9 protein-coding genes and 1 pseudogene are annotated in these 13,056 nt (G+C 54.3%); 9 read left to right on the plus strand and 1 reads right to left on the minus strand.

Going from position 1 to position 13,056, the window contains the following annotated elements:
* Nucleotides 1-350 precede the first annotated feature (350 nt).
* From JMJ04_RS02005 to kdpC, 7 genes and pseudogenes are all read left to right on the plus strand, one after another.
* Nucleotides 351-2,009: an ATP-binding protein gene (locus tag JMJ04_RS02005; protein WP_201368899.1), complete on the plus strand. Its 1,659-nt coding sequence runs from the start codon at nucleotides 351-353 to the stop codon at nucleotides 2,007-2,009.
* A gap of 11 nt (nucleotides 2,010-2,020) precedes the next feature.
* The gene (locus JMJ04_RS02010; protein WP_201368900.1) at nucleotides 2,021-2,728 is read left to right on the plus strand and encodes a response regulator transcription factor; all 708 of its coding nucleotides are present in this window, start codon (nucleotides 2,021-2,023) and stop codon (nucleotides 2,726-2,728) included.
* A gap of 138 nt (nucleotides 2,729-2,866) precedes the next feature.
* Entirely contained in the window at nucleotides 2,867-3,292 is a 426-nt protein-coding gene (locus JMJ04_RS02015; RefSeq protein WP_201368901.1) for a response regulator, read from the plus strand.
* 143 nt (nucleotides 3,293-3,435) lie between these two features.
* Nucleotides 3,436-3,531, plus strand: a complete 96-nt coding sequence (locus JMJ04_RS02020; protein WP_201368902.1) for a potassium-transporting ATPase subunit F — start codon at nucleotides 3,436-3,438, stop codon at nucleotides 3,529-3,531.
* An 18-nt stretch (nucleotides 3,532-3,549) separates the two neighbouring features.
* Nucleotides 3,550-5,282 (plus strand): annotated as a pseudogene (gene kdpA / locus JMJ04_RS02025) (potassium-transporting ATPase subunit KdpA).
* A 37-nt stretch (nucleotides 5,283-5,319) separates the two neighbouring features.
* A complete protein-coding gene (gene kdpB / locus JMJ04_RS02030) occupies nucleotides 5,320-7,455 on the plus strand; it encodes a potassium-transporting ATPase subunit KdpB (RefSeq protein ID WP_374226820.1) in 2,136 nt (711 codons plus the stop codon).
* Between the two features lie 19 nt (nucleotides 7,456-7,474).
* A complete protein-coding gene (kdpC, locus tag JMJ04_RS02035; protein ID WP_201368903.1) occupies nucleotides 7,475-8,071 on the plus strand; it encodes a potassium-transporting ATPase subunit KdpC in 597 nt (198 codons plus the stop codon).
* An 806-nt stretch (nucleotides 8,072-8,877) separates the two neighbouring features.
* Here kdpC and JMJ04_RS02040 read toward each other — a convergent pair.
* Complete coding sequence (locus JMJ04_RS02040) at nucleotides 8,878-9,909, minus strand: sodium:calcium antiporter (RefSeq protein WP_201368904.1); 1,032 nt, start codon at nucleotides 9,907-9,909, stop codon at nucleotides 8,878-8,880.
* Nucleotides 9,910-10,677: 768 nt separating this feature from the next.
* Between JMJ04_RS02040 and JMJ04_RS02045 the strand changes: the two genes are divergently transcribed.
* Entirely contained in the window at nucleotides 10,678-10,878 is a 201-nt protein-coding gene (locus tag JMJ04_RS02045) for a hypothetical protein (protein ID WP_201368905.1), read from the plus strand.
* Between the two features lie 418 nt (nucleotides 10,879-11,296).
* Entirely contained in the window at nucleotides 11,297-12,709 is a 1,413-nt protein-coding gene (locus tag JMJ04_RS02050; protein WP_201368906.1) for a DUF2254 domain-containing protein, read from the plus strand.
* Nucleotides 12,710-13,056 lie beyond the last annotated feature (347 nt).

Here is a 13,056-nt window from a genome sequence, read left to right on the forward strand (position 1 = left end):
TTGAGCAAGGGAATAGAGAGCAGGTGATAAGCGCACCTGCTCTCTAAACACGCCTCTCGCTTCCGTAGGGTAACCGCAAAAGACCCGAGATTGCTTAGCCTCCGAGCACAGCGACCTTCCCATCGTCTGAGTATCGGTCTGCAGTCCTCGCGGTCTATGCATACATGGCAAAATCTTGAACAATTCTTGAGATAAAGAGCTCCTTTTCCACAGAAATCATTGAGCGTTCCTGGCCTATACTTTCTCTAACCTGGATACCTTGGACATGCTCTGCCCTCGGCGACCAGTTCATGTTAAACAACTTACGCCTCGCTGACAGCACTTAGCACTCCCTGAAAGGTTAACCTGGCATGTATGGTATAGATCAAATAACACCTCTGGTTGAGGAGCAACAGCGTACCTGGACCGCGTATCTCCTCGATACTCTTTTTGCCGTTGCGGGCGTAATGCTGATTACCACTCTCATTGCCTTATTTCAGCTTTATCCACGCATTCCCAATATCTCCAGTATCTACCTGCTTGCGGTCCTGTCCCTGGCAACCTGGCGTGGACGCTATGCGGCAACGCTGGCCTCGCTTCTGGCCTTTCTCTCCTTTAATTTCTTTGTCATTCCACCAGTCTATACCTTTACGGTTTATCGTACGGAAGAATGGATAGCGCTCTTTGTCTTGCTCATTAGCGGTTTACTTACTGGACATCTCACCACGACGTTGCGCCAGCAGAGCCTGCGGATCGCACGCAAAGAGTATGAAACGCGTATCCTCTACAATCTTGTGCGTCTAATTAACCAGGAGGGGCGCCCCGAGCTACAACTTAAGGTGATTGCACGCGCCATTGTTGATGTCTTCACCTCCTGGGGTGTTCAGGATTGCGAGATTATCCAACCAGATGCTCAGGGAACATTGCAGGTACAGGTATGCGCAGGCCAGGACCAACCCTCACCCTTATTGCCAGGCGAGTTGACACACGCAGCCTGGGTCATCAAGCACGGGCAAAGCCTGGAAACCATCGAACATGCCAGCACACAACACCATCAGCATGCCTTCGAACACTCCATCTACCACGCGTGCTACTGGCTACCACTCATCATTGGGGCTAAAGCAGTCGGCGTCCTGCGCCTGCACATGCACAAAGAGGGAGGGCAGGCAGAACACTTTGATTTCTCTCGGGAGGCACGCATAGACACTCACAAATACCCTCACAATGCGTTCTTCTGGGCCTTCCTGGACCAGGCTACCTTACTTATAGAGCGCTCGCGCCTGCAAAGAGAGAACTTGCGCCTTGAGGTGCTGCAACAGACCGATACTCTGCGCGCGGCCCTCCTCTCCTCCGTCTCACATGACTTGCGCACCCCCCTCACTGTCATCAAAGCCTCTGCCAGCACCCTGTTAGAGCAGGATATTCACTGGGAAGAGGCAGTCCAGCGTAGTATCGCCAGCTCCATAGAGCGCGAAGCCGATCGCTTGAACCGCCTGGTTGGGAATCTGCTTGATATGTCGCGCATCGAGGAGGGCGCGCTCAAACCAGAGAAAGAGTGGTACCAGGTGCGCGCCCTGATCCAGGATGTCCTTGATCGACTCTCCTCTCTCTTCGAAGGGCGTAGCGTTCAGCTCCATGGGCCACACGACCTGCCTCCGGTGGAACTGGATTACCTCCATCTCGATCAGGTCCTCACCAATCTCCTTGAGAACGCCGTTCGCTATACTCCTCCTGGCACCCCTATCGACGTGACCGTCCAGCCACAGGAGCATGAGATGCTCATCAGCGTCGCGGATCGCGGCCCCGGCATTCCACAGGCGGAACAAAAGCTGATCTTTGATAAATTTTACCGGGTGCTACACCACAAACAGCCCGGAACCAGTGATACCTCTACGCCCGGCTCAGGCCTGGGCCTGGCTGTCTGTAAAGGCTTGATTGAAGCACACGAGGGGCGCATCTGGGTGGAATCACGCCCGCAAGGGGGCGCTCAATTCTTTATCGCGCTTCCGCTGCGATCATTTGAACAATAAAGGAGTCAAGCATGCATAAGCAAGGGGCCTATATATTAATCATCGATGATGAAATAGAGATTATCCGTGCCCTATCGCGCGGGCTAACCGCGCACGGCTACCGCGTTCTGACCGCACGCAATGGCGAAGAGGCTCTTAAAACAGTATTTCAGCAGCGACCAGACCTTATTTTGCTCGATCTGATGCTGCCAACCATCAGCGGGCTAGAGGTCTGCCGTCGCATCCGCGAGGAGTCAAATGTCCCCATTATCGTGCTCTCCGTCAAAGACCAGGAGCGCGATAAGGTCCAGGCACTTGACCTGGGAGCCGATGACTATATCGCTAAACCGTTCGGGATGGGTGAAGTTATTGCGCGCATCCAGGTCGCCTTGCGCCACCTGGCCCGCATCCAGGCCGGTACTGCACCCAGACTCGAGATTGGCCTGCTCAGGGTCGATTTTGCCCAGCGCCGGGTCTGGGTGGGAGAACCAGAAATAAAGCTCACGCCAACCGAGTACGATCTGTTGAAGGTCTTTCTTACCCATCGCGGCAAGCTCCTCACGCGCGACATGCTTCAGGAGCAGCTCTGGGGCGCGCAGAGCAAGGGTAAACTCCATAGCCTCCATGTCCATGTCGCACAGCTACGACAAAAGATTGAGCCAGACCCAGATCACCCCCGCTTTATCCTCACTACGCCCGGCGTCGGCTATCGCTTCGACGACGAACAGGGAGCAAGCTAGCCTTGAACCAGATGTGTGCCGTTTCGATGAGAATTTTTTTAGAATACACGACTGGACCCGGAACGCACATTGATATGTTCTTGCCTATACTTACAACGAAAGGGGAGGGAGAGGAGGAGAAGCAAAAGGAGTCCGCTCATGCAAAACTCTCAAACACGTATTCTGCTGGTTGAAGACGACGCCGTCTTAAGCGAGGTCATTGGTCGCAACCTTCAGGCGCGCCACTATCGCGTCGATATGGCCCATGATGGGCTTACAGCACTTGAGTTTCTCCGTGACAACACCTTCGACCTTATCTTTCTCGATATCGATCTACCCGGTCACACCGGATGGGAGGTTTTGCGGATTGCGTCGCGAGAAGGTTTTCTGCCAGCCTGCATCACTGAGGGGCTGCGCCAGGTCATGCCTGTTGTCGTGCTCTCCGCCGTACGCGTTAGTCTAGAACGCCTCACGGAGTTCCAACTTCTCGCCTACTTGCCCAAACCCTTCCCCATGGAGACCCTGCTACGCTTCGCGTCCCAAGCCGCGATCCGCAGCCCCTCTCCACCGCGTAAGACCGTTTAGACTCACCCCCAGGGGAGCGAGCGCTTCGCCAGAAGGGAGGATTTCTATGCTCGATCTCATCATTGTTATCGTGACCATCGCAAGTTTCTTGCTGCTCATAGGCTTTACTATCGCCTGTGATAAGTTGTAAGGAGGCATGTTCTATGAATACCCCTCTTGAATATATCCTCGTGGGGATTGTCTCACTAGCTATCGTTGTCTATCTGGTTGTAGCATTGCTCGCACCAGAGAAATTTTAAGGTGTTGAGGGAACACAGATGCCTGTAACATCAAATAGTGTTTTGCAGGTCCTGGTCTATGTGGTAATTCTTATTCTTATTACCAAGCCGATGGGCCTCTATATGACCAGGATATTTAACGGCGAACGCACCTGGCTCTCGCCCGTCCTCGTCCCGGTAGAGCGCGTTTTCTATAAAATCTATGGCACCAGGGAGGACGAGGAGCAGACCTGGGTCGGCTATACCGTCTCCATGATTGTGTTTACTATCGTCGTCATCCTGCTCCTGTATATCCAGCAACGCGTCCAGCAGTGGTTGCCGCTCAATCCGCAGGGCATGGGCCCCGTGGAACCTGCGCTGGCCTTCAATACAGCGGTCTCATTCTCCAGTAACACCAACTGGCAGGCCTACGCTGGCGAGACGACGATGAGCTACCTGACTCAGATGATGGGTCTGGCCTTCCACAACTTTACCTCGGCCGCGGTCGGTATCTCCCTGGCAGTCGCGTTTATTCGCGGTCTGTCTCGCAGAAGCGCGCGACACCTGGGGAACTTCTGGGTCGATGTCACCCGCTGCACCCTGTACCTGCTGCTGCCAATCTGCACCATTGGCGCGCTGGTCCTGGTTTCCCAGGGCGTGGTGCAGAACTTCAACGCCTATACAACCGTACATACACTCAACGGTGCCATTCAAACCATCGCGCAGGGTCCCGTGGCCTCGCAGGAGTTTATCAAAGAGTTCGGAACGAACGGTGGCGGCTTCTTTAACGCCAACTCGGCCCATCCCTTTGAAAACCCCAATGCTGCCACCGAACTGATGGAGACGCTTGCCATCTTCGCCATCGGCGCGGGCCTGACCTACCAGTTTGGCAAAATGGTCAAAAATACCCGCCAGGGCTGGGCGCTCTTCGCGGCCATGCTCGTGCTCTTCCTGGCTGGTGTTGCTGTGGCCCTGCCCGCCGAGCAGGCTGGCAATCCCGCCTGGAATAACCTGGGCGTCGATCAGAGTGTCTCCGCGACTCAGGCGGGCGGCAATATGGAGGGCAAAGAGGTACGCTTCGGCATCACGCAGTCCTCGCTCTTCGCGGTCATCACGACTGACGCCTCCTGTGGTGCCATCAATGCCTGGCATGATAGCTTTACCCCGCTGGGCGGTATGATCCCCCTGGCCAATATTGCTCTGGGTGAAATCATCTTTGGTGGTGTCGGCTCCGGCCTCTATGGTATGCTGATCTTCGCTATTCTCGCGGTCTTTATCGCGGGCCTGATGGTGGGTCGCACCCCGAATTCCTGGGCAAGAAGATCGAGCAGAAGGAGATGAAGATGGCCTCGCTCGCCATCCTGATCCTACCCGCTGGTATCCTGCTCTTCTCGGCGGTCGCGAGTGTTCTTCCGGTCGGCACAAACTCGATTCTCAATCCTGGTCCACACGGACTCTCGGAGATTCTCTACGCCTATACATCGGCGCACGGCAACAATGGTTCAGCATTTGGTGGCCTTACCGTCAATACGCCCTTCTATAACTGGACCCTTGCTTTCTCCATGATTATTGGCCGTTTCGCTTTCGTCATCCCGGTCATGGCCCTGGCTGGCTCCCTGGTACAGAAGAGGGTCGTACCCGCAGGTGCAGGTACCTTCCCCACGACGGGACCGCTCTTTGTGTCCCTGCTCATTGGGGTTATCCTGATCGTTGGCGCCCTGACCTACTTCCCCGCCTACTCGCTGGGACCGATTGTGGAGCATCTGCTGATGCTGTCGGGAAAGGCATTCTAAGAACATGAGCATTCAGACAAATCAAGATCCATCAGATATGCAAGAGCAGAGCGCGCTAGAGACAAAACCTGTCAAATCGCGCCGCAAGGGGGACCGCTCGATCTTTGATCCCGCGATCATCCGCCGCGCCACGCTCGATTCATTCAAAAAACTCGATCCACGCTGGCAGCTCAAAAATCCGGTCATGTTCGTGGTTGAGGTCGGCAGCGTCATTACGACCCTTGAGTTTGTACGCCTGCTCCTCTTTACCACGCCAACCAGCTCGTTTACAAGCGATCAGCTCACGGCGGAGACCTGGTTTGTCTTCGCGGTGGCGATCTGGCTCTGGTTTACCGTCCTCTTCGCCAACTTCGCTGAAGCCATGGCCGAGGGTCGCGGCAAGGCCCAGGCCGATACGCTTCGCCGTACGCGCAAGACCACTATCGCCAAACGTCTCAAATCGAGCGAGCGCAACTCGACCTATGAAGAGGTCCAGGCCCCCGACCTGCGCAAGGGTGACTATGTACTGGTCGAGGCCGGCGATGTCATCCCTGGTGATGGCGATGTGATCGAGGGCGTGGCCTCTATCGATGAGTCTGCCATCACCGGTGAGTCCGCCCCCGTGGTTCGCGAGAGTGGTGGCGACCGCAGCGCCGTGACCGGCGGCACGCGCGTCCTCTCGGACTGGATCGTCATGCAGATCAGCGCCAACCCCGGTGAGACCTTCCTGGATCGCATGATCGCCCTGGTTGAGGGCGCCAAACGCCAGAAGACGCCGAACGAAATCGCGCTGAACATTCTGCTAGCTAGCCTGACGATTATCTTCGTCCTGGTCTGTGTCTCGCTCGAACCCTTCGCCATCTATTCTGGGGTGGCGGTCTCCGTAACGACCCTGATCGCCCTGCTGGTCTGTCTCATTCCTACCACCATCGGTGGCCTGCTCTCGGCCATCGGTATCGCGGGTATGGACCGCATGGTGCAGCGCAATGTGCTGGCAATGAGCGGTCGCGCCGTTGAAGCGGCTGGCGACGTCGATGTGCTCCTGCTGGATAAAACTGGCACCATCACGCTGGGCAACCGTATGGCGAGCCGCTTTGTTCCCGTCGCTGGTGTCGATGAGCGCGACCTGGCGCATGCGGCCCTCCTCTCCAGCCTTTCTGACGAGACACCGGAAGGTCGCTCGATTGTCAAGCTGGCGCAGGAGCGGTATGGCCTCTCCCCAGAGAATGTTCAAGGCGCAACCTTCATCCCCTTCACCGCGCAGACGCGCATGAGCGGCGTGGATCTGAATGGAAACATGTTCGCCATCCGTAAGGGCGCGGGCGACGCCGTCAAAGCCTATGTTGAAGAGAACGGTGGCGTGAGCAGCGCCGAGCTGGACGAGCTAGTCTCCTCCATCGCGAAGGCTGGTAGCACGCCCCTGGTGGTCGCCGAGACTCGCGGTGGCCGGGCACGCATCCTTGGCGTCATTGAGCTCAAGGACATCGTCAAGAGCGGCATGCGCGAGCGCTTCGACCAACTGCGTTCTATGGGTATCCGCACCATCATGATCACTGGTGACAACCCCCTCACCGCGGCGGCAATCGCCAAAGAAGCGGGCGTCGATGACTTCCTGGCCCAGGCCACGCCTGAGACCAAGATGAAGCTCATCCGCGAGCAGCAGGTCGGTGGTCGTATGGTTGCCATGACTGGTGACGGCACCAATGACGCGCCCGCCCTGGCCCAGGCCGATGTCGGCGTGGCGATGAATACGGGCACGCAGGCCGCGAAAGAGGCCGCGAACATGGTCGACCTGGATTCCAATCCCACCAAGCTGATCGAAGTCGTAGAGGTTGGCAAGCAATTGCTGATCACTCGTGGTGCGCTGACGACTTTCAGCATCGCCAACGACGTGGCCAAGTACTTCGCGATCATTCCCGCCGCCTTCGCCGTGACCTATCCACAATTGAATGCACTCAATATCATGGGGCTAGCCACTCCGCATAGCGCAGTACTCTCGGCAGTCATCTTTAACGCGATCATCATTATCGCGCTCGTTCCCCTGGCTCTGCGTGGTGTGAAGTTCCGCCCGATTGGTGCCGGTCCTCTTCTGCGCCGTAACCTGCTGATCTACGGTGTTGGTGGCATCATCATCCCGTTCATCGGCATCAAATTGATCGACCTGATCCTGGTCGCCTTGCACCTGACGCTTTAGGAGGAGAAAAGGTTACGCTATGAAAACCGTTATTAAAGTGCTCCGGCCCGCCATCGCTATCACGATTGTGCTCACAATCGTGACGGGTCTGATCTACCCTGGTATCGTGACAGGCCTGGCCCAGTTGCTCTTTCCCTACCAGGCCAATGGCAGCATGCACTATGTGAATGGACAGCTTGTAGGCTCCGACCTGATCGGCCAGGAGTGGACACTGCCAAAGTACTTCCACGGTCGCCCCTCGGCAACGCTGTCAGATGATGGCAGTAAGGCCCAACCCTATAACGCCGCGAACTCGGCTGGCTCTAACCTGGGACCAACCAATAAGAACTTGCAAGATGCTATCCAGCAGCGCACACAGGAGCTGCAGAAGGAGAATCCAGGCGTGCCAGTTCCCGTTGACCTGGTCACGACCTCGGCCTCGGGCCTGGACCCTGATATCACGCCCGCTGGAGCCTACTTCCAGGTCCCACGCATCGCGCGCGAGCGCGGCCTGAGCGAGGACGTCGTCAAGAAGCTTGTTGATGATAATATTCAGGGGCGCTTCCTCCTGATCTTCGGCGAGCCCCATGTCAATGTCCTGCAACTCAATCTCGACCTGGACAAGCTAAATTCCTAATTACGTAGGTGGGCGCCTGTATACCATACAGGCACCCACCTGCACTCTCCCGCATCCATGGGCGTGGTTCTCATAAGCGAGAGCTGCGCCTTTTTGTACATGCTTATGCCAAGACACCACAAAGTCTTCCTAATATGTAGCAGGAAAGCAACAGTTACTTGTTGGTGGCAGAGAATCCTTGATAGTCTTCAGCCGCGGGTAAAACCCCTCTATGCTCAGTGCAATTCAGCTTGGAAACACGCCAAGAGTGAGATGTACGTTTCTCGATCTCAACACTATTGAGTGGACAGCGGAAACGATAGTGGATTTCTAGCCACCAAGAGTTCCGTTCCTTCTATGAGAGGAAAGAGGCAAGGCGGAAGCTCTGTCAGAAGAGTCCGCTGTTATTCCACAAAACATGTATTTCATGCAAATACTCTACACCGAAAGCTTCTGAGTGACCTCTTACCTCCGTAGGTCTTTTCTTGACAATCTTTTGATCATCTGTGCGCTATAGTAGGAACTATCACAGTCTGTTCTTCAGAAAGCAGGAGATCTCGGCAAGAAGGATATCACCATGACAGATGTTCAAGAAGAACAACCGGGCCAACAAAGTCAGCAAAGCCATGAAAGATGTGTTGTCCAAAACGAAAAGAAACGGTTCATGGTGATTTGTTTGTCTTTGCTCGCGATAGTCTGCGCTTTTGCTCTCTTCCTCCTCGCAAAAAGCGTCTTTCCCATGTTCTTCACGATCGTCCTAACGTTCCTCTGCTATCAACGTCTTGACTTCTCCCTGAGCAGAAGGGAGAAAAATAGCAAGATGTCGTCTACATCCACAAACGGAGAAGCACCCAGGTCATATACGTCACGAGCAGGAGGGCACCCGCGATCCGACTGATGCGGCCTCTCACTACCCAGAAGAATACACCTATGGTGAGCACCAGGGTAAGCGGAGCATCCAAAGAGAGCACGGAACGGTCCTCCAGGAAACCTGACAAAAATACGAGCGGCAGGACGATGCCCAGCGCGGTATTAATACTTCCACTGTTACAAACCTCTTCAATACATGCTGCAGCTTCACCAGTACGCACGAGGCTAATGGCAACGACCGTGTTGGGCAATGATGTGGCGACAGCGAGCACAAGCAAGCCTGCGAGAACTGAGGGCATATGGACATCGGCAGTCATCGTTTGTCCTGACTGGACCATTACCAGGACCCCACCCAATGCAACGACCAGAGTAAAGATGATTTCACTCCCTAGACGAAGTATCGACCATGACGCTTCCCGTTTGGGATGATCATGAGGATGCAGAGATATTCCTTTACCGCCACGTGGGCGCCTGATGAGGTGAAGCAGGAATGCGCCAAAGATGCCCAGTGTCCCCAGGGCAGCCAATAGAAGGACGATGTGCGTAGTATGGATGGTGCTCAGGCTTGGTTCGTCTGGAAGCCAGGCGATGACCACGAATGAAAGGAGCGTAATCACAAAGGTATAACGGACAATCGTGCGGATATCTCGTTTCTCCTGTGTATTCAATGTCATCCCAGCACGTTCAGGAGTAAAGAAGGTGCAGAGGCCGAGAATAATGGCAAGATTGTAAATATTCGAGCCAACGATGATGCCAATACCAACATCGTCATGACCAGCAAAAATCGCGAGGGCGGAAGCGACATAATTTGGAATATTGGCTCCGAGAGCACTCAACAGGCTCAGCATACCAACTGAAAGATTGAATGCGACACATAACTCCTCTAGTTTGCGTGTAAACCGTGTGGATGCGGCGATCACGATGATAAGTGAAACGAAAAACAGCCCAAGAGCCACAGGCAAAGATGAAGGAATATTAAAAGGAAACATAGTGTTCGTCCTGTTCTAAGCCAAGGTTTCGGCTCGTGCAGAGCAAAGTATTATTTTGCAGAAGCATCATATCAACGGCGACAGGACGTTTCCACGTAGTGTGTTAAGTGATGGACCCTACTTTTCCACAAAGAAAAGCACCGAGAGCGATCAGGTTGCTGCGCCTCTGTGCATCCATCACATGGTGATGAAATGTACAAAGACACCGTAACCGACCAGACTTCCCGGTGCTTTCCAGAAATACATAAATATAGATTGTGGCAATAAGTATAGCATGATGAGACTGTGAAGACAAGGAAGTAGACAGTCTTAAACACAATGCCAGATTGCATTTTCGAGAAGCATGAACTATACTATGAAGCAATAGGCAGAAGCATAGGCATACACGAGCTTTTTGCCTGGAGAAAGGTGTACCGGGAAGGCTGGTCGGTTTTCAGATGTCTTTGTGTCTTGAAAAGGCAGAAAAGAAGGGACTCCGAAAGATGACCGGTTCTGGTACATTTCCCCCATACCGAGAGATGACCACATCGCGAACAATCACAGTGCCCCTTGTTCCCCTTCCGAAGCGTTTCTTCAGCGAGAGAGACTGCTGAAGGGTCTTTTTTGCCTCTTCTTCACTCTTTCAAAGGAGAAAGAGCATGCTTGACGTACTGGTTGTGGCCGTAGTTATTGGAGTGTTTTCTATCTTGATAAGCTTTGCCAAAGCGTTGGATCGTTTGTAGCAAACACCACAGCAGACAACAATGATGTTTCACAAGGAGAAAGGGCATGGCTATGCGTCGATTTTTCGCACCATCTCTCAGTTTGCTTTTCGGCCTCTATTGTATTGGTTGGAGCATTGTTGCTTCATCCTCGCCCACCTCGATGCGCGTTGGCGGAGCCTTCTTTGGCGTCCTTTTGCTCGCGCTGGCTTTCGTTTACTTGCGCATTATTCTTCCCCAAGAGCAAAGGGAAAACCACGCTCCCTAATCGGGTGAGATACGCTTCTTTTCTTCGTGGCTAGTTGTAAAGTCCCAACAAGCACCCAACCAAGTTCTCTGGCCGAGAACGTTGATCCTCAGGCCAGAGAACTTGGTTATTACGCACGCATTATCCATTGATACCAAGCTCTCTTCCACCCAGGAAGCCGCTCTCGTATGGAGCACGGGCAGTGCGGATGAGCCATTTGAGGGTCTTGCTACTTTCGGTGGAGAGGAGTACTCCGTTTTTATCCAATAGGACTGTGCACAGACATTAAGCGTCATAAGGCAGGGTCTCATCAGGGTGCGTAGTGGATCGTCGCCGCTTAACGCACCATCTTTCAGCAGGCACTCGATGTGTCGTACCACGCGGCGTAAAGATGTGGTATTATATGTCTTGAAAAAAATGCTTAAAAAAAATAATTTCGATGGAGTGCCGGGAAGTCTGGTCGGCTATCGGCGCTCCTTGTTTGTTGTGGGTCGTGGGAGTGTCTATCCTTCTCTGGCTGGTAGCCAGCTTTAGCGAGGTCTCCATGTTTGATGAGGTCAAAAAGACGCTTGATGACTCCATGCGTGCGCTACTGAACTCATTCTGGTTCGTTCCCGCGCTTGTCTCGTTGTTTGGTCCGTTTCTGGCAATCTTTCTCCTGATGTTTGACCACACTTTTCAGGTCAAAAACGTGCCTCTGCTCTTCAGTGGTGGGTCAGCCGAAGCCAGCACGATTCTCTCGATTATTGCGGGTTCGCTCATCACGGTCGCGGGCCTCACCTTCTCCATCACCATCGTCGTCCTGCAACTGCTCTCCAGTCAGTATACACCACGCGCGCTGCGTAGCTTCCTTCAGGACCGCGTGACGCAGGTGGTCGCGGGGGGCTTCTTCGCCATTTTCGCCTACTCGCTGATTGTGCTTATGACAGTGCGCGACCCCGCACCGTTTGATCCCGGCTTTCTTCCCGCGGTCAGCATCACCGTCGGGATCAATCTGGGTTTCCTCGGTCTAGCTCTGCTGCTGATCTTTATTCACCATACCGGGCAGATCATCCAGGTATCGGATATCGCCGCGCGCATCGCCACACAGACGGTGGAGGCTATCGATGCATCGTCCCCTAACTGGTCGCATGAGCCGCACGAAGACGAAGTCTTCTCCCTCATCCAGACCTGGCATACAAGCGAGAAACCAGCCCAGTTGCGCGCGCCCCTTGCCGGTTACATTCAGCGCATCTCACTCACGCACCTGCTCCAGGATATCAAGTTCCTTCGGCTCCAGGTCCACCTGCTCGTCAGCCCCGGCGATTTCGTGACAGAGGAGACGGTCATCGCGCATATCTGGCCCGCACACGCCGTCGATGAGGCCTTCCGGAAAACGCTGCTGCACTGTATCTACATCGAGCGCGAGCGCGACATTGCCCAGGATATCCGCTTCGGCGTTCGCCAACTCGCAGATATCGCTCTGCGCGCGCTCTCACCCGCAGTCAACGACCCGACAACCGGTATTCTCTGCATTAAGTATCTACAAGCCGTGCTTGAACGTCTGGTACGCCGTCAATCGCAGCCGGACACCTATTACTTCAACAATCGGGCAGGCATACTAAAAATCCGACAGCCTTCCTTCGAGGAGTACCTGGCAGTCTTCACCGAGATCAAGCACTACACCGGCGGCAACCAGCGCGTCGAGATCGTCCTGGCGAACGCGCTCAATGCTATTCACGATGTCGCAACCCGCCTCCGCAATGGGGAGGATGGCGATCTCCTGGCGGCTTTCATCGCCGATTTTGCCTCCACTGGCAGCGCTCTCGAATCTCAACCGGCAACGAGCGATCTGCCTTGCACTCTCCTCTGAAAAGCAAGAAGGCTACATATAACTCGCCAGCAAAGTTTGCCGGATTGACTGATAGAATCGATTGAGGCAAACCTTGTTGGCAATCAGCACAGTGAGAATAACTGAGTTGGAGTCATAACCTTTGTTCGTACTATTTTCCCCGCTAACGCTTGATAAAGTCGAGAGAAGAGCCATAATCGTAGGGTTGGTAGGCTCTGCTCAACAAGGGAAAGCGGCACGATTGCTGTTAACCTGGACCGCTAGAAGCCTCATTATTACAGGCTTCCGACCCGAATTTCCTTAGCGGGAATGTCAGAACGAAAAATGTTATGGCCCCGTGATGATCGTTGTGGAGGTGAGGTAGAAGG

Source organism: Ktedonobacter robiniae (assembly GCF_016587375.1).
Lineage (GTDB): Bacteria > Chloroflexota > Ktedonobacteria > Ktedonobacterales > Ktedonobacteraceae > Ktedonobacter > Ktedonobacter robiniae.